The 17,905-nt window shown below is 36.8% G+C and carries 13 protein-coding genes and 3 tRNA genes; 8 read left to right on the forward strand and 8 right to left on the reverse strand.

Translation table 11 applies throughout. The features are described 5' to 3' along the window. Positions 1-145 precede the first annotated feature (145 nt). Both VUJ46_RS21340 and VUJ46_RS21345 read left to right on the forward strand, forming a co-directional pair. Positions 146-325, forward strand: a complete 180-nt coding sequence (locus tag VUJ46_RS21340) for a bacteriocin-like protein (RefSeq protein WP_326982674.1) — start codon at positions 146-148, stop codon at positions 323-325. A gap of 442 nt (positions 326-767) precedes the next feature. Next, the gene (locus VUJ46_RS21345; RefSeq protein ID WP_326982675.1) at positions 768-2,249 is read left to right on the forward strand and encodes a helix-turn-helix transcriptional regulator; all 1,482 of its coding nucleotides are present in this window, start codon (positions 768-770) and stop codon (positions 2,247-2,249) included. 290 nt (positions 2,250-2,539) lie between these two features. Here the strand turns inward: VUJ46_RS21345 and VUJ46_RS21350 are convergent, their stop codons facing one another. After that, positions 2,540-2,992, reverse strand: a complete 453-nt coding sequence (locus VUJ46_RS21350) for a GAF domain-containing protein (protein ID WP_326982676.1) — start codon at positions 2,990-2,992, stop codon at positions 2,540-2,542. Positions 2,993-3,007: 15 nt separating this feature from the next. Continuing rightward, positions 3,008-4,435, reverse strand: a complete 1,428-nt coding sequence (locus VUJ46_RS21355) for a TonB-dependent receptor (protein ID WP_326982677.1) — start codon at positions 4,433-4,435, stop codon at positions 3,008-3,010. A gap of 54 nt (positions 4,436-4,489) precedes the next feature. Between VUJ46_RS21355 and VUJ46_RS21360 the strand changes: the two genes are divergently transcribed. Further along, entirely contained in the window at positions 4,490-5,257 is a 768-nt protein-coding gene (locus tag VUJ46_RS21360) for an MBL fold metallo-hydrolase (protein ID WP_326982678.1), read from the forward strand. An 80-nt stretch (positions 5,258-5,337) separates the two neighbouring features. Beyond that, positions 5,338-5,417 (forward strand) — tRNA-Leu (locus tag VUJ46_RS21365). Between the two features lie 192 nt (positions 5,418-5,609). Here VUJ46_RS21365 and VUJ46_RS21370 read toward each other — a convergent pair. The 6 genes from VUJ46_RS21370 to VUJ46_RS21395 form a co-directional block, all read right to left on the reverse strand. After that, complete coding sequence (locus tag VUJ46_RS21370; RefSeq protein WP_442784961.1) at positions 5,610-6,548, reverse strand: ISAon1 family transposase; 939 nt, start codon at positions 6,546-6,548, stop codon at positions 5,610-5,612. Between the two features lie 1,326 nt (positions 6,549-7,874). Next, positions 7,875-8,009, reverse strand: coding sequence for a hypothetical protein (locus VUJ46_RS21375; RefSeq protein WP_326982679.1), 135 nt, complete (start codon positions 8,007-8,009; stop codon positions 7,875-7,877). Between the two features lie 127 nt (positions 8,010-8,136). Then, positions 8,137-8,209, reverse strand: a tRNA-Phe gene (locus tag VUJ46_RS21380). A 118-nt stretch (positions 8,210-8,327) separates the two neighbouring features. Next, a tRNA-Phe gene (locus VUJ46_RS21385) sits at positions 8,328-8,400 on the reverse strand. A gap of 97 nt (positions 8,401-8,497) precedes the next feature. Further along, positions 8,498-10,339 carry a lysophospholipid acyltransferase family protein gene (locus VUJ46_RS21390; protein ID WP_326982680.1) on the reverse strand — a complete coding sequence of 614 codons (1,842 nt, stop codon included), beginning with the start codon at positions 10,337-10,339 and terminating at the stop codon, positions 8,498-8,500. A gap of 22 nt (positions 10,340-10,361) precedes the next feature. Continuing rightward, complete coding sequence (locus VUJ46_RS21395; protein ID WP_326982681.1) at positions 10,362-11,600, reverse strand: aspartate kinase; 1,239 nt, start codon at positions 11,598-11,600, stop codon at positions 10,362-10,364. A 314-nt stretch (positions 11,601-11,914) separates the two neighbouring features. On the opposite strand from VUJ46_RS21395, the gene fbp reads away from it, so the two are divergent. The 4 genes from fbp to VUJ46_RS21415 all read left to right on the forward strand — a co-directional run bounded on the left by fbp (position 11,915) and on the right by VUJ46_RS21415 (position 17,784). Continuing rightward, positions 11,915-12,931, forward strand: a complete 1,017-nt coding sequence (gene fbp / locus VUJ46_RS21400) for a class 1 fructose-bisphosphatase (protein WP_267406472.1) — start codon at positions 11,915-11,917, stop codon at positions 12,929-12,931. Continuing rightward, on the forward strand, positions 12,932-13,936 hold the full coding sequence (locus tag VUJ46_RS21405) for an o-succinylbenzoate synthase (protein WP_326982682.1): 1,005 nt from the start codon (positions 12,932-12,934) through the stop codon (positions 13,934-13,936). It abuts the gene before it with no gap. Positions 13,937-14,714: 778 nt separating this feature from the next. Further along, on the forward strand, positions 14,715-16,388 hold the full coding sequence (locus VUJ46_RS21410; protein ID WP_326982683.1) for a glutamine--tRNA ligase/YqeY domain fusion protein: 1,674 nt from the start codon (positions 14,715-14,717) through the stop codon (positions 16,386-16,388). A gap of 169 nt (positions 16,389-16,557) precedes the next feature. Next, complete coding sequence (locus tag VUJ46_RS21415) at positions 16,558-17,784, forward strand: MFS transporter (RefSeq protein WP_326982684.1); 1,227 nt, start codon at positions 16,558-16,560, stop codon at positions 17,782-17,784. The last annotated feature ends 121 nt before the right edge of the window (positions 17,785-17,905 follow it).

Consider the following 17,905-nt stretch of genomic DNA (forward strand, 5'->3'; position numbering starts at 1 on the left):
CTTAAAATACATATTGATCAAGCTTTTCATGGAGGTTGTTTAATTTAAATTTAAAATATTTCACTGATTGTTAGGGTTTTATTTAATTAAATGCTAACTTGTTGTCGTGTTTTTAACATAAAATAATCACCCAAAATCTAAAACCATGAAAAATTTGAAAAAAATTTCCAGACAAAGACTGATTGCCATCAATGGTGGAATTGAAGGATGTGTTCAAAATTGTTTTGCAGGATACCGAAAATGCTGTACCCGCGGAGTGCCATACTATTGTGCTCCTGTTGGTGAAGTTTGCAGATCGGCAGGAGATCCTGGTAATCCAATTTAAAATATTAAAAAAAATAGAATAGAGGCTCTCTTTTGGAGGGTCTCTTTTTTTATACTACGAATGTACACCGTATTTTTATTTTCCCACGGATTACATTGGCTCTTAGCGATGACGCCGTTGATTTTTTATTGATAATAGCTGTAAGCCTCCCATATTTGCCGATAATGGAAAATAAGGGAGGCAGTACAGTTAAAATTTAGAAAAATATTGAATTTATTAAACCAGGTGGGTACCGGTTTTTGCTGTCGCCAAATGTAAGGGCAAGTTTTGAATCTGAAAAGTGGTGTCAGATTTTTGTGTATTCTTGTGTAATAATGTGTATATAGCGTTTTATTTGTTTATTTTTATGACATATTGTGTTAGAAAAAATAAAAGGGTTCGTTTGAAGATATCAATGTAAAGTAAATAATTTATATATATTTGCCGCTTCAACATTAAGGAGATGTACAGGTATAGATTATTGAAAAGTGCTTTTTTATGGATTGTCGTGTCTCTGATCTCAGGGGCTGCCTTCGGGCAAACAACATATAGAAAACAAATTGACAGCATCAATAAAATTATTGATAAGAGTTATGTATACGGTATTTCCAATCCCGATCTTTTTCTTAAAAATGCTTCGATGCTCTATTACCTTTCTTATGAGGCCAAAGATTCAAAGGGTATGATTTCGGCTTTGTTTGAAGAAGCTAAAATGTATATTACAATGGGGGAGTGGGATATGGCACTCACAAAAGTTAACCAGGGAATAACGCTTGCGGATCAGGAAAATGATTATAATATGCTCACACGCTTTTTTCTTCTTCATCAAAAGCTTCTTTTAGACCTGGATCATCTAAACGCTTCAAAGATGGTTCTTGCGAAAGCCGAGGAGTATAATGAGCTGGTTGAGTCATTGGATGACCGCCGTATCAATCATGTATTTATCTTATTGGCACAGGCAGATCTCATCGTGATAAAAGATGATCATGCAGATCAGAATCAGATTATAAAAATTAAAAAAAATGCTTTGCAGGAAGCAAGAAGGGTATCTTCTGTGAATATTTATAAAAATACGGCTGAAGTTTGTGCTCTGGGCTCTCTGAGCTGGTCACTCAGCTTTTTAAAAGACCTTAGTGCCGCAAAAAAGTACACCGGAATGATGGATAAAAAAACCATGCAGTACCAAAGTGAGGCTCTTACCGTCCTTAATCTGATGACAAAGGGAAAAATACAGAATGCAGAACAGAACTATCCCCAGGCCATTGAATATCTTACGAAAGCGCTCAAAGATTCAGGGAGGGAAAAGAATTTCATCACTTTGCTGAAAATCTATCCTATGATTTCAGAATCCTATGTCGGAATGAAAGATTATGAAAATTCAACATTGTATGCGACAAAATATAAAAATTTGATTGACAGTGTTGATATCCTTAAAAAAAGATCCGGCGATATTAATTTTTTGAATAAAATAAATTATAAGATTTTCACTTTGGAAACCAGGAAAAGAAAAGCAGTCCGGTATTACCTTCCCATAGGCCTGATGGTGATACTGACTATGTTAGGACTTTTATACTACAGGAAGCGAATGATCATAAAAAGAAATGAAGATAGTATAAAAAATACAGAAAAAACTACTTTAGAAAAGCAATCAGAGACTACAAAAGTTCTGGTGCAGCTTGCTAAAGAGGATATTAAAACGTTTCACGTTGAGTTTCAAAAAGTGTATCCTACTTTCTATAAAATACTGAAGGAAAGATATCCTGATCTTAATATCTCTGATCTTAATTTCTGCTCCCTTATCAAAATGAGTTTCAGTATTAAAGAAATTTCACAGTATACCAGATGTACCATAAGAGCTGCTGAGGCCAGGAGATACCGAATTAATAAAAAACTGGATATCAACAATCAGAATGATCTGTATTATATAATATCTTTAATTAACTGACTTCCGTCGGTCGAAATATTCTTCCGTCAGAAAATAGAACTTCTGTCATTTCAACAGGCACAGGGAATTTTAGTTATATGATCGGAATACAGATGAAAGAAAAAAATCCAAATTATTTAGCCGTAAATAATTTGGATGATGATATTTTATTGAGTGTAGCAACCAATGCAGATATAGTTATATTGTTCATGGAAAAATGAACGCGATGAAAATCCTATATCATGATCTGAGAGACACAGAATGATTCTGTATTGAACCTGCTGCACTGCTATTATTTATACTCTGGAAAATTACGATATGATTTTACCGACTTCGACGCAGAGCCATTCCAACAGTTCCCGGTCTTCCGCTGTAAACGGATCGATCGTATGAGAGTCGATATCGATTTGCCCGATATTCACTCCATCTTTGAAAATAGGAACAACAATTTCAGCTTTGGTATCGATGGAACAGCTTAAATAGTTGCTCTCTTCGTGTACATCGGGAACTACAAATGTTTCATTGGACACAGCCACCTGCCCGCAAATCCCTTTTCCGTAAGGAATAATTTCATGGTCAGTGGGTGCGCCTACGTAAGGTCCCAGTTTCAGCTCATTCTTATCTCCATTTTTAAAATAAAAACCAGTCCAGTTGAAATAGAAAATTTCCTGATCAAGCAGATGGCATACTTTCTGAAGCTTTTCTTCTGTATTATGTTTAGGACTTTCAAGAATAGATGAAAGTCTTTTCTTTAATTCTGACATTTTTATTCAATATTTTTAAGAGAATTGTTTTAATGAAAGTTCTTCCTTGTACCCGAACATTCCTCGCTCCTTAATCATTTCTGCCACTCCTTCAGGAAGCTGTGTTTCCCAGCCTTTGATATTGCAGGCAATTTTCTTTAATATATCTCTTGAATAGATTTCCAGGTATTCCGGAGTATGGCTTTCAATATCCACAATCCTGTTGTTCAGCTTGAAATATTTATACAATTCTTTAAGATTTTCCTCCACTTTAAGGGTTTCAGAATTTAATAATTCATGAGTTTCAGGGTCTTTATAAGGGTAGAGGTAGACCCTCATTCCGTTTCTGAAGAATTTTCCGAATGCTTCAAGTATTCCTCCTGAAAGGTTTTTATAATATTTTTCGTCGAAGACCATCAAAAGATTATTTACTCCCATCGCTACACCAATATTCCCACTTGTATAAGACGCAAAATAATCAATCAGTCGGTAGTATTCCGAGTAATTGGAGATAATAACCGTATAGCCTAATCTGCCCAGAACGTCTACGCGGTCTAAGAAATCTCTTTCATCAATATCACCATCCGCCCGGAGGTTGGAAATGGTAATCTCAATCAGAACTTCTGTTTCTTCGTGTGTGCAGGCTGCATCCTTCAGGAACATGTCCATCCCGTTTTTCAGCATGTCAATATTCACTTTTGTTACGGGTCTGAAGCTTCCCCTCACCGCGAAAATATTTTTTTTGTATAAAACATCTGCCGGAAGCATATTATTTCCTTCAGAATTAAAAATTACAGCATCTGTCATTCCGTTTTTTACCAGCTGTAAAGACATCAGCCTGTTATCAACATAGGAAAATGCCGGTCCGCTGAAGTCGATCATATCAATTTCAAGATTGTCTTTCGCCACATCATCATAGAGAGATTCAATAAGCCTCCTCGGATTGTCAAAATAAGTGAAAGCCCCAAAGATAAGATTCACCCCAAGATTACCCAGCGTTTCCTGCTGAAGGGTGGCATCATTTTCCTTGAATTTGACGTGGATCACGATTTCATTATAATCCTCATTTTCTTTTACCTGAAAACGAATTCCTACCCAACCATGGCCTCTTACCGTTTTGTCGAAATTAATGGTAGTTACCGTATTAGCGTAAGAAAAAAACTTTCTGTTTGGATTGTTTTCTCTGGAAATTCTTTCTTCAATTAAAGCCACTTCATAGCGAAGCATTTTACGAAGTCTGTTTTGGGTAACATACCTGTTTTTTACTTCCTTTCCGTAGATCGCATCACTAAAATCTTTGTCATAAGCAGACATCGCTTTAGCAATTGTACCTGAAGCGCCCCCTGCTCTAAAAAAGTGTCGGACGGTCTCCTGCCCTGCTCCAATTTCTGCGAAAGTACCATAAATAGTAGGATCTAGATTAATTGTTAATGCTTTTTGTTTAGGAGTTAGTTTCTGATACATTAGGACATTAAATTTTTCGTAAATTTACCAAAATTAAACCAACCTCAAAAGAAAATGAAGTTGAAATTTTTAGGAACCGGAACTTCGCAGGGTGTACCCGTTATAGGCTGCACTTGTGAAGTATGTATTTCTGATAATCCAAAGGATAAACGTCTTCGCTCTTCCGCTATGATTACCACCGATCAGCATAAAAAGATCCTGATCGACTGTGGTCCTGATTTTAGGCAGCAGATGCTTGTAAACAAAGAAGATACGGTAGATGTTGCTCTTATTACTCATGAGCATAATGATCATGTTATAGGTCTTGATGATATGCGTCCGCTGATTTTTAAAACCGGAAAAAATATGCCTCTCTACTGTTACCAAAGGGTAGGAGCAGAGGTGAAAAAAAGATTTCCCTACGCTTTTGCTGATATACGCTATCCGGGAGCGCCTGCTTTTGACCTGCATGAAATAGAAAATGCTCCTTTTACTGTACTGGATACAGAGATCACACCCGTAGAAGTTATTCATTATAAAATTACAGCGTTCGGATATAAATGTAAGAACCTCGCATACATTACAGATGCGGGTTTTATTTTAGATGCGGAAAAGGAAAAATTAAGAAATCTTGATGTTTTAATTTTAAACTGTATCAGGAAATTTGATCCACATCCGGCGCATTTTATCCTTCCAGATGTAATAAAATTGTTTGAAGAGCTACAACCTAAAAAATTATTTTTAACTCACATCAGTCATCATTTAGGGTTGCATGATATTGAAGATAAACAACTTCCATCCGGAATGCATCTTGCCTACGATGGTTTGGAGATAAATTTCTGAAAATTTTTCTTAAAAAACATTTGGACTATAAAGAAAAGTTCCTATATTTGCACACCAATTAGAAACAAGGTGACACATCAGCCCAGGTGGCGGAATTGGTAGACGCGCTGGTCTCAAACACCAGTTCTTAGGAGTACCGGTTCGATCCCGGTCCTGGGTACAAAAAACCTCTGAAATCATTTGATTTTCAGAGGTTTTTGATTTTTAGGGTGGCTAAATATTTATATATTTATGGATCAAGTACAAAAGTTGGGGACTAGGCAAAAAGTTTAGAGAATGTAAGATGAAATTTTTTGCTCTCGCAGATTTTGCGAATGACGCAGATTCTTTGGATCAGGCGCAAAATTTGGGGCTAAGCAAAAAGTTTGGTTAATCTGAATATAAAGAAGTTTCTATCTTTGACTCCTCTGAGTTGCATTCTGAAGTTTTTTATCTTGGCATTGAAAGATTCAGCGGCAGCATTAGTACTTCTTTTATCAAAAAAATTTAGGATATCTCTATAATGGTGTATGATTGTCTTTCTTAAGGTTGAAAATGATTTAAAGTCTGCTTCTTCAATATTCTTGAACCAATGTGCCAGCTTAGTCATTGCTACAGATTTTATAATGTTTTGATTATAAATCTTTCTAAGCCCATCGACCAGATGATAAGCTTTTTCTAGATCAGGATATTGAGAGAAAAGAATAGAGGCTCTTTGCTTTTGGGATTCACTCCACTTCTTTTGACTTTTATAAAGTAAATAGCTGCTTCTTGCCAAAAGCTGTTTCCGGGTATCTCCATTTGTGAAAGCTTCTTCTTTAATAGAGTTATTTTCCATTTCAAGGGCTTCCCAGCGGTGTTTTATCCTTATTTCCTGCAGGGCTTCTATGGCTAATTTTTGAACATGAAAACGGTCTATTACCTGTGAAGCATTAGGAAAACACTTTTTAGCAATAAGTTTCATTGAGCCAGCCATATCCAAAGTGAGCTCTTTTACCATTATTCGAAGCTTTCTGCTTATTTTTAAAAGATGTTCTATAACAACTTCACTCCGGGTTCCTTTAATTATTGCTACAATGCTACCTTTTGCCTTCTTGGAAGTGAGAACAGTATAAAGTTCTCCATCAGAGAGAGCTACTTCATCTAAAGATAATGAATCTGAGAGGTTCTCAGGATAAAGAACCCAGTGGTGGGCATGAGATTTGTGCTCCCAATTCACGTATTCACTGAGCTTATTTTTATATTGTCTTTGAAAAGTCTTCCCATTTACACTAAAGAGCTCTGCAATGACCTTCAGGGGGAGAGCTTTAATATCGGCTAATTTTTTTTAAGAAACTTGCAAAGTCCTGAGTCATACGTGTTCCTTTCGCTACAAGATGCCAATTTCTCTGAAGAATTTCACCTGATGACTTATCTGGGATCCGTTTCAAAACTTGGGGAGAAACTGTTCAGGTGTATTTTTTTTGCCACGGATGCACGAATTTTTTATTTCCGATAGATTGATAGGGTTTTCGTGGGTGGGGCTGTTTCTGTTGGTTTTTCGCAAAGTCGCAAAGATATTTTTTAATGCTTTATGTTTTTAAGGCGCAAGGATTTTATCAAAGATAAAATGGAGGGATGCATATTATGGCCACGAATGCCCGAATTTTATTTCCAAAAGATCGCGCAGATTTTTACAGATGTCGCTCTCCTTCTTGGTTTTTCGCAAAGGCGCAAAGATATTTTTAATGCCTGATGTTTTTAAGACGCAAGGATTTTATCTTTGATAAAATTGAGGGCTGCATATTGTGGCCACGAATGCCCGAATTTTATTTCCCGCAGATCGCCTTTAGATTTTCCACAGATAAATCGTTGATTTTCTTTGTTTAACCTTTGCGATCTTTTATAGGGAGAACAGTCTAGTGAGATTTAAAACGGGAGTTGTCAAAAAACTTGGGTTGGCTTCGTGTTCAATATGTAAAGTGTAAGGAAAAGAATCTGCATCATCTGCAAAATCTGCGAGAGCAAAAAATCTCACCTTACATTATCTAAACTCTTTGCCTTGTCCCCAACTTTTGTAGGATCAGTTTCAAAACTTGGGGAGAAATTGTTTAGATGTATTTTTTTGTCACGAATGCACGAATATTTTTATTCCCCACAGATCCTGCTCTATTTGTTGGTTTTTCGCAAAGGCGCAAATATATTTTTTAATACTTTATGTTTTTAAGACGCAAGGATTTTATCAAAGATAAAATTGAGGGCTGCATATTATCGCCACGGATACTCGAATATTTTTATTTCCTACAGATCGCATAGATTTTCCACAGATGGTATCGTTGATTTTCTTTGTTTAACCTTTGCGGTCTTTTATAGGTAGAAAGGTTTGGTGAGACTTAAAACGGGAGTTGTCAAAAAACTTGGCGGGGCTTCGTGTTCAATATGTAAAGTGTAAGGAAAAGAATCTGCATCATCTGCAAAATCTGCGAGAGCAAAAAATCTCACCTTATAGTATCTAAACGGATCAATCGCAAAACTTGGGGAGAAATTGTTTAGATGTATTTTTTGCCACAAATGCACCAATATTTTTATTTCCCAAAGATATTACGGATTTTCACAGATGATGCTGTCGATATTTTTTTTGCTTAATCTTTGTGATCTTTTATAAGTAGAACGGCTTGGTGATACTTAAAACGGGAGTTGTCGAAAAACTTGGTGAGGCTTTGTGTTCACGATGTAAAGTGTAAGGAAAAGAATCTGCATCATTCGCAAAATCTGCGAGAGCAAAAAATTTCATCTTACATTATCTAAACTTTTTTGCCTAGCCCCCAACTTTTGTACCTGATCCCTAGTCTCCAAGTTTTGATACTGATGCGAGATTGTTATATAAAACAAAAAATCCATCTCAATGAGATGGATTTAAGTGGTTTCTCCAGGAATCGAACCAGGGACACATGGATTTTCAATCCATTGCTCTACCAACTGAGCTAAGAAACCTTTTGGTTTGTACTTCGTTTTGAAGTGGTGCAAAAGTAATAATAATTATTGACTCTCGCAAATTTTATTTTAAAACTTTTTTGAAGAAGAAACCACCTTTTGATCGGTGGTTTCTTAGTGGTTTCTCCAGGAATCGAACCAGGGACACATGGATTTTCAATCCATTGCTCTACCAACTGAGCTAAGAAACCATTCTGTTACTTCGTTGTTTTAAAGTGATGCAAAAGTAGTAAGTTTTGATATATGAAGCAAGTATTAACCGTACTTTTTTTAACAAAACTTAAAAAACTATTGATTCTCAGCTGAATTATTTTCCTGTTCCTTTCTTATCTGCTCGCTCATTTCCTCTAATACGGGCTTGATCGTGCTTTCCGGAAGGTCACTAATTCTGATATACATCAACCCATCAATGGCATCATTGAAGTTTGGGTCTACATTAAAGGCAATTACTTTCGCATTTTGCTTGATATATTTTTTAATCAAAACGGGCAATCTTAGCTCCGGTTCAAGGTCGTCAATGATCTTATCCAATTTATTAAGATCAGATTCCATTTCATCAAAGAAAAGGTTTTTATCCCTGTCGCGAAGTTTTACTTTATATTCATTTCTAGGAGTAATGTACTGAGCCACTGCAGAATCATAATAATTTGAACGCATAAACTCGATCATCAGCGATTTTGAGAACTCAGAAAATTTATTTGAAATACTTACACCACCCATTAGAAATTTATGATCGGGATTTCTTAAGCAAACATGCACAATCCCTCTCCATAAAAGAAAAAGTGGAAGTGGCTTTTGCTGATATTCCTGACAGATATAAGCACGGCCCATTTCAATCACTTTTTTAAAGAATGGATGGATGTCCTGTTCAAATTCAAACAATGAACTCGTATAAAATCCCTTGATACCGAATTTTTTCATCACCTCCTTACCTAAAGCCATTCTGTAGGCTCCAACCAGTTTTTCGGCAGCATTGTCCCAAAGGAAAAGATGATGATAATGTTTGTCGTATTCATCCAGATCGAACGGAAGATTACTTCCTTCACCAACGGCACGGAAAGTAAGCTCTCTCTGACGCCCGATTTCCCGCATTACGGAAGGAATTTCCTCATAAGCAGTAAAGTACACCTCGTAATTACCGTTACTGAAAAACATTTTATCCGTCCCCCTCAGTTTACTGATGTCTTTGATGATGTCTTCCTTCGGAGTTTCGTCGATGATATTCTGAACAATATTTTCTTCTTTAAGCAAAGGAAATTTTACCGATAAATTCTGAAGATTGATGCTTTGAGCCAGCGATTTTCTCTTTTCATAGTAAGATTTCATCATGTACACCTTACGTTTCAGAAATTCGCCCAATTCTTCAACGGTCTCCATTTCATCCATTGCTTTTACGGTAATAGGTCGCCCAATTCTAATGCGGATTGGCTTTTCTCTATTATTCATCATTTCTGCCGGAAGCATCAATGTCTGTAAATTAGGGTGTATTTTTGCCACCTGATAAAACAAGCGACTGTTTTTAGCATGGAAATACATCGGAACTACCGGAACTTTAGCCATTCGGATCAGCTTTAATGCCGGTTTTTCCCATTCTTTATCTAAAATTTCCCCGTAAGGATTATTTTTATTGGAAACTTCTCCTGCGGGGAAAATACCTACACAGCCTCCGTTTTGCAGATGTTTCAGCGTTTCACGCATTCCGGATGAACTGCTGTATGCTTCTTTTCTGCCTTCAAAAGGATTTACAGAAATTACATAAGGCTCCATCGGCTTGATCTTTTCCAGAAGAAAATTACCCATTACCTTGAAATCCGGACGTACTTCGGACAGTACTTTGCACATCAAAATCCCGTCAATAGCCCCTAGAGGATGATTGCAGACCAAAATAAAAGGGCCTGTTTTAGGGATCTTTGCCAAATCTTCTTCAAATGCGATATAGCTTAAGTTTCTCTCTCTAACAAATGAGTCGAAAAAGTCTTTACCTTCCTTATCTTTGAGTTTGTTGTATAGTTTGTTGACTTCGTTTATTTTGGCAACGCTCATAATAGCAGATGCCACGGGGTTTTTCAGAAACCCTATTTTATTCAAGCCCGAAGCTTTGATAAGATCATTTTTCGAAATTAAACTCATATGTGTTTAGTCGCAGTTTATTTTATTGTGTTACCATTTGAAGAGTATTCTTGGCAATTTGCTCCAATAATACATTCTTTTCCTGATAAAATTGATCAATGTTCTCCATCCTGGCATTTCTTACCGTAAATAAAGATACATTTTTTACAACTTCTGTTTTAAATATTTTTTGCAGATCTTCATTCAATTCATCAACTGTCTCATATTTGTCTTCCAAACATAAAGCTAGTGAAATTGCTGAATTCTGCATCAAAGAAACTTTAATTTTATATTTAGATAAATAGCCGAAAATTAAACTCATATGATCTTCCGCAATGAAAGAAAAGTCTCTGGTAGAGATCTTTAATAGGGTTTGGTTTTCTTTTAAAATATAAGATTCTTCATTTTGATTGTGGTCAGAAGCACCCACTTTTGTTCCTTCCTTCGTTGGTTCTACGAAAGATTTTACATAAAAAGGAATATTTTTCTGCTGAAGCGGCTGTAAGGTCTTCGGGTGAATAACACTCGCTCCGTAGTACGCCATTTCAATAGCTTCTTCATAGGAAATATTCGAAAGAAGAGTTACATCCTTGAATTTTCTCGGATCACCTGTCATTACTCCCGGAACGTCTTTCCAAATTGTCATGGCTTCAGCGTTTAAACAATAGGCAAAAATAGCAGCAGAATAATCCGACCCTTCTCTTCCTAATGTTACCGTAAAGTTGTTGTCATCAGAACCGATGAAACCCTGCGTGACATAGCAGATTTCTTTATTTAAAGTAGAAATAAATTCTTCAGTCTTTGCCCAGTTTACAATACCTTCTCGATAAGAATTATCTGTTTTTACGTAATCTCTTGCATCCAGCCACTGATTGGTAAACTGAATTTCATTCAGATATTCGCTTACAATTTTAGTAGAGATCATTTCTCCGCAGCTTACCACCTGATCATAAACAAAACTGTAATTCGGAGATTTATTTCTTCGTAAAAAAGAATCGATATCATCAAAAAACAGATTGATCTCTGCAAAAACCGCATGGTTTTCAGGGAATAAACCTTCCGCAATCTCAATATGTTTCTGTTTTATCTTTTCAATTTCGGTTTGATAGTTTTCTTTTTTGAAATAAAGTTCAACCACTTTTTCCAATTCATTCGTCGTTTTGCCCATCGCTGAAATCACCAGCAAACATTTAGCAAACCCCTGGCTCTTTAGAACAAAGGCTACATTTTTTACACTATCGGCATCTCTTACTGATGCTCCACCAAACTTGAAAATTTTCATTAAATTGTTAATAATAAAATTGTTAGATAAAATTTACACGAGTTTTTTACGGGCATCAAAATTATAAATTTACATCGAGATATGAAATAGCCTAGTCACCCGATAGGCTTAAGATTTTATTAAAATCAGTGTTTGCACCAATTTTAGTGGGATTGACTTAATATAACGGGAGTTTTTTTAGACCAAATAGAGAAAGTTTTTTGAGAATTTTAATACGTATAGTATTGAAATACAGGCTATAATGTCTTTTGTTAATAATTTTTTTTAAATGTGATAAATTTTACGAAATTTGAGGGAATCGTAAAAAGAAAAATATGTCAGATCAGCCATTGCAAACGTTAGGAGAATTTCTCATTGAAAAACAGGAGGATTTCCAGTATTCGACAGGTGAATTTTCCCGTCTTCTAAGTGCAATTAGACTCGCTTCGAAAGTAGTCAACAGAGAAGTAAATAAAGCAGGAATTGTAGATATTTCAGGTGCCGCAGGAAACCAGAATATTCAGGGAGAAGAACAACAGAAACTGGATGTCATTGCCAATGAGATTTTTATTACCGCTCTGTCCCAAAGAGAAGTGGTCTGCGGAATTGCTTCCGAGGAAAATGATGATTTTATTGACATTAAATGCGGTGAAAACGGTCATTTAAGTAAATATGTTGTATTGATTGATCCTCTTGACGGGTCTTCCAATATAGACGTTAACGTTTCTGTAGGAACCATATTCTCAATTTACAGAAGAGTGACCGAACCGGGAACTCCTGTTCAGCTGGAAGATTTTTTACAGAAGGGGATTAACCAGATTGCTGCGGGATATGTGGTGTACGGTTCTTCAACAATGATTGTTTATACCACAGGAAATGGGGTGAACGGATTTACACTTGATCCTTCTTTAGGAACGTATTATCTTTCTCACCCGAATATGCAGTTTCCGAAAACAGGTAAAATTTATTCAATCAACGAAGGAAATTATATCAAATTCCCTCAAGGGGTTAAAAATTATCTTAAATACTGCCAGATGGAAGAAGGTGACAGGCCTTATACTTCCAGATACATCGGTTCTTTAGTGGCTGATTTCCATAGAAATATGCTGAAAGGCGGGATTTATATTTATCCTTCTTATTCACAGGCTCCTAACGGAAAATTGAGATTATTATACGAATGTAATCCAATGGCATTCTTAGCGGAGCAGGCTGGCGGAAAGGCAACCGACGGTTTCAGAAGGATTCTGGAAATTGAACCTACTGAGCTTCACCAGAGAATACCTTTTTTCTGCGGAAGCATCAACATGGTGGAGAAAGCGGAAGAGTTTATGCGAATTGACAGTGTAAAATAAATGAAAGCACAATATTCTAAATATGTATTACAGTTTAAACGCCCGAGTGGAACATCTCGCGGCGTTTTGCTTGAAAAGGAAACCTTTATTCTTGAAATTTCTCAAAATGAAAAAAAAGGGATAGGCGAGTGCGCAGTCTTCAGAGGATTAAGCTTTGATGACCGACCTGATTATGAAGAAAAGCTACAGTGGCTTTGTGAAAATATTCAACAGGACCCTGAATTTTTAAAGGAAGAATTGATAGCTTTTCCCTCTATTTGGTTCGGATATGAACAGGCGATGCTGAATCTTAAACATGGCGATCATCTTTATTTTCCAAGTGATTTTACAAAAGGAGAGACTCCAATTATCATCAACGGGCTGATCTGGATGGGAGACGTACAATATATGGAAGAGCAGATTCAGGATAAACTGAACAATGGCTTTCACTGTATTAAACTGAAAATAGGGGTCGACTGGAAATCAGAGCATGAAGTTCTTCAGAAGCTGAGAGAAAAGTTCTCTAAGGAAATGTTGGAATTGCGCGTCGATGCCAATGGGGGATTTAATAAAGAGGAAGCAAAAGTGGTTTTACAGCAATTGGCAGATTTAGATATTCATTCCATCGAACAGCCGATTAAAGCCGGAAACTGGAAGGATATGGCAGAATTGTGCGCGGAGACCCCAACACCGATTGCTCTGGATGAGGAACTAATCGGAATTACAGATTTTAGCGAAAAGAAAAAATTATTGGAAGTAATAAAACCGCAATATATTATTCTGAAACCTTCTTTGGTAGGAGGGGTTTCTGGCTCCGATGACTGGATTTCTATTGCTGAAAAACAGGATATCGGCTGGTGGATCACCTCCGCACTGGAAAGCAATATCGGGTTGAACGCAATTGCGCAATACACCTTTACAAAAAACAGCGAAATGCCTCAAGGTTTAGGAACCGGAGGTTTATTTACAAATAACTTTGATAGTTATTTACAGCTGAAAGGGGAGAATTTGTTTTTTAAAGGATAATGTGGTGTTATAAGTTCGAATAATTTTGTGTGTTTTTAATTTTTTAACTTCAGTTTAAATTACGTCTTTAATGAAAATAGCCTTCTTTATGTATTCAACAAAGTAAGAAAACCTCTTTTTTAGCTTCTTCATAATAAAATTTTTAGCATTTTGTCAATCGGGTGAAAATTTGCAATCTTTATGCCATTGTTTGGTGAATTTTAATTTTAATTAATACTTTTTTCATTACCGTCAATTTTAAGATGCTGTTAAGAAATAATGTTGAATATATTTGCGTTATTATCTCTTGCCTAAAACGATAAAATCTCTGTTTCGAATCTGAAAAAACTGAACTGTGGATGAGGCGATCAGCGACCCCTAAGGTATTTCCTTTTTTCAAAGAATTGAGTGTCTTCTTTTTCATTGGATCAGAGATTCGGAAAAAAGTTGATGGTCATGAAAATAAGAATGGGTACAGTCTTTATTCTTTGGGGCTGAAGTAGTAAATATCTTATAATCTTCAAAAACATATTTTCCTGCTCCGGACTCGGCAAAGGAGTATCTTTCAGTGGGAAAAGAATTTGTTTTTTCTCCTTGCCAACTGAGGGTTTTGCGAATGCTTATGGGATAAACAGCCATGTTGGGTTCTAATTTGAGTAACGGTTTTTAGCATGACTAATTTAAATAAAAATTCTCAATGATCATCAATTTATCCATCGAAATTATAACTTTCGTAAACCCTTAAATTTTCTTAAATTTGCAAATTGTCGTAGTACACGGCATTTTAAAGCGAAATTTAATGGAAGAAGAAAAAAAATCACTCAATTTTATTGAGCAAATTATCGAAGATGATTTGGCAAACGGTCTGAAAAAAGAGCAGATCCGTTTCCGTTTTCCGCCCGAACCAAACGGTTATCTGCATGTAGGTCACACCAAAGCGATCTGCATCAACTTCGGTTTGGGTGAAAAATACAATGCTCCCGTAAACCTTCGTTTCGACGATACGAACCCTGAAAAAGAAGAGCAGGAATTCGTAGATTCTATTATGAAAGACGTTGAATGGTTAGGTTTCAAGTGGGATAAAGTTTTGTATGCCTCCGATTACTTCCAGCAGCTTTACGATTGGGCAGTTCAGTTAATTAAAGAAGGAAAAGCTTATGTTGATGAGCAACCGTCTGAATTGATTACCGAACAAAGAAAAAATCCAGCGGAACCGGGAATTGAATCTCCATACAGAAATCGTCCTGTTGAAGAGTCTTTAGACTTATTCGAAAGGATGAAAAACGGGGAATTTGAAAGTGGATCAATGTCTCTTCGTGCAAAAATCGACATGGTATCACCCAATATGAATATGCGTGACCCTGTTATGTATAGAATTTTGAATAAACCTCACCACAGAACGGGTACAGCGTGGAAAATATATCCGATGTACGACTGGGCTCACGGTGAATCTGATTATATTGAGCAGGTTTCGCATTCTTTATGTTCTTTAGAATTTGAAAATCACAGACCGTTGTATGACTGGTATTTAGATCAGGTTTATGATGCGGATAAAGTGAGAAACAAGCAACGGGAATTTGCCAGAATGAATGTTTCTTATATGATTACTTCCAAAAGAAAACTACAAAGGCTGATTGCTGAAAATGTAGTGGACGGTTGGGATGATCCGAGAATGCCTACGATTTCCGGGATGAGAAGAAAGGGGTTCACCCCGACTTCAATCAGAAATTTCATCGAGAAAGTAGGAGTTGCCAAAAGAGAAAACTTAATTGAAATTCAATTACTGGAATTCTGCGTCCGTGAAGACCTTAATAAAGTGGCAAAACGTGTCATGACGGTAGTTGATCCTATTAAATTAGTCATTGAAAATTATCCTGAAGGACAGGAAGAATGGTTGGAAACTGAAAATAATCCTGAACAGGAAAATGCAGGAACCAGAGAAATTCCGTTCTCAAGAGAGTTGTATATTGAGCGTGAAGACTTTAAGGAAGAAGCTAATAATAAGTTCTTTAGGCTAAAATTGGGTGGTGAAGTTCGTTTAAAATCTGCTTATATTATTAAAGGGGAAAGGGTGGAGAAAGACGAAAATGGTGAGATCACAACCATTTATGCATCTTATGATGAAAAATCAAAATCAGGAAGCGGAACTGAGGAAAGTTTAAGAAAAGTAAAAGGAACGATTCACTGGGTGTCCGCAAAGCACGCGATTCCTGTGCAAGTAAGAAATTATGATAAATTATTCACAGTAGAACAGCCTGATGCTGAGAAAGATGTAGACTTCCTAAACTTTATCAATCCTGAATCTGTAACTACTGTTCAAGGATTTGCCGAACCGAGCCTAAAAGATGTGGCAGTGGGAGAACCTCTTCAATTCCAGAGAATTGGCTATTTTACGAAGGATCAGGATTCCACGGACACCAATTTTGTGTTCAATAGAACTGTGACGTTAAAGGACTCTTATAAGCCGGAGTAAAAATTTGTTTATACCATATAAATGAGACAGGGCTTAATTTTTTTAAGTCCTGTTTTTTTTTTTCGTCATTGCGAGGAATAAGGTGACGAGGTAATTTCAAATTAAAAAGAGTCCCGAAGGGACGATTTAAAATAGGATAGGATGGAAATCCTATCAAAAAAAATAAAATATGAAATTAATCAATATATACACCAACTCATTCAAAGGGCTTTCTCAGGAAAGCTGGATGCTTGCGCTGGTAATGCTCATCAACCGTGCAGGTTCGATGGTACTTCCGTTTTTGGGAGTTTATATGACGGATCATCTGCATTTCAGCATAGAAAATACAGGAATCGTTCTGAGCTTTTTCGGAATAGGATCTGTGTTAGGCTCATGGCTGGGCGGGATGATCACCGATAAAATAGGAGAATACAAAGTGCAGTATCTCAGTTTATTGCTGAGTGTACCGTTATTCTGTTTAATTCCGATTTTTAAGACGGAAATTGGAGTGGCGAGTATTATTCTGATCCAAAGTATTGTCAGCGAGACTTTTCGTCCTGCAAATTCCGTGGCAATTACAAAATATGCCAAACCGGAAAATATCACCAGAGCCTTTTCACTAAATCGGATGGCAGTGAATCTGGGATTCTCCATCGGTCCGGCTTTGGGCGGGATTTTATCGGCTATTTCATATGAATTTTTATTCTTCAGTAACGCGTTGGCGGCTTTATTGGCGGGATTGATGTATATCTGGTTCTTTGCCAAAAGAAATAAATTAGCCAAAGCCAAAGCTAAAAAAGTAAAAGAAGCGATAGAAGTAAAAAAAGAAAACTCGCCTTACCGCGATCGTAAATTTTTGATTTACTGTGCTTTTTGTATGCTGTTTTCGATCTGCTTTTTCCAGCTTTTCAGTACGTTAACGATCTTCTACAAAGATACTGCTAAGCTCAGCCAGCAAAATATAGGGTATATTTTAGGCTACAGCGGATTCCTGATTGTATTGCTCGAAATGGGATTCGTGCAAATTGCAGAGAAATATTTTAGCCTTGCCGTTACCATGCTTCTGGGTACTTTCATTTGCGGATTTTCTTATGCCATGATGGCGTTTGACCACAGTATGATCACTTTGGTTGTCGCAATGACCTTATTATGTATCGGGGAAATCTGGACGTTGCCTTTTATGTCAACCATCACGGCTTTGCGTTCAGGAGCCAATAATAAAGGAGCTTACATGGGACTGAACGGGATTTCATTTTCCATCGCATTCATTGTGACGCCTTATATCGGAACTCTTTTGGCTGAAAAATTTGGCTTCAATGCTTTATGGATCGGAACCGGGGTGCTGGCAACCCTTATCGCGGTAGCATTTTACTTCATCGTTCCCTGGCTGATTGGGGATAAGAAAAAAGCGGACTAGTTATGTAGGGGCGTGCCCCTTCGTTGGCCAAAGCTTAAACCTCATAGGTTTTTAAAAACCTATGAGGTTTTCCTTTCCAAAACTTCGGGTCGGGCTTCTCTGGGGTTCGCTTCGCTTCCGT

This window comes from Chryseobacterium sp. MYb264 (assembly GCF_035974275.1).
GTDB lineage: Bacteria > Bacteroidota > Bacteroidia > Flavobacteriales > Weeksellaceae > Chryseobacterium.

Excerpts from the sequence above, each read along its gene's own strand:
- VUJ46_RS21340 (WP_326982674.1), top strand. The coding sequence starts at position 146 with ATGAAAAATTTGAAAAAAATTTCCAGACAAAGACTGATTGCCATCAAT.
- VUJ46_RS21345 (WP_326982675.1), top strand. The coding sequence starts at position 768 with ATGTACAGGTATAGATTATTGAAAAGTGCTTTTTTATGGATTGTCGTG.
- VUJ46_RS21350 (WP_326982676.1), bottom strand. The coding sequence starts at position 2,992 with ATGTCAGAATTAAAGAAAAGACTTTCATCTATTCTTGAAAGTCCTAAA.
- VUJ46_RS21355 (WP_326982677.1), bottom strand. The coding sequence starts at position 4,435 with ATGTATCAGAAACTAACTCCTAAACAAAAAGCATTAACAATTAATCTA.
- VUJ46_RS21360 (WP_326982678.1), top strand. The coding sequence starts at position 4,490 with ATGAAGTTGAAATTTTTAGGAACCGGAACTTCGCAGGGTGTACCCGTT.
- VUJ46_RS21375 (WP_326982679.1), bottom strand. The coding sequence starts at position 8,009 with ATGAAATTTTTTGCTCTCGCAGATTTTGCGAATGATGCAGATTCTTTT.
- VUJ46_RS21390 (WP_326982680.1), bottom strand. The coding sequence starts at position 10,339 with ATGAGTTTAATTTCGAAAAATGATCTTATCAAAGCTTCGGGCTTGAAT.
- VUJ46_RS21395 (WP_326982681.1), bottom strand. The coding sequence starts at position 11,600 with ATGAAAATTTTCAAGTTTGGTGGAGCATCAGTAAGAGATGCCGATAGT.
- fbp (WP_267406472.1), top strand. The coding sequence starts at position 11,915 with ATGTCAGATCAGCCATTGCAAACGTTAGGAGAATTTCTCATTGAAAAA.
- VUJ46_RS21405 (WP_326982682.1), top strand. The coding sequence starts at position 12,932 with ATGAAAGCACAATATTCTAAATATGTATTACAGTTTAAACGCCCGAGT.
- VUJ46_RS21410 (WP_326982683.1), top strand. The coding sequence starts at position 14,715 with ATGGAAGAAGAAAAAAAATCACTCAATTTTATTGAGCAAATTATCGAA.
- VUJ46_RS21415 (WP_326982684.1), top strand. The coding sequence starts at position 16,558 with ATGAAATTAATCAATATATACACCAACTCATTCAAAGGGCTTTCTCAG.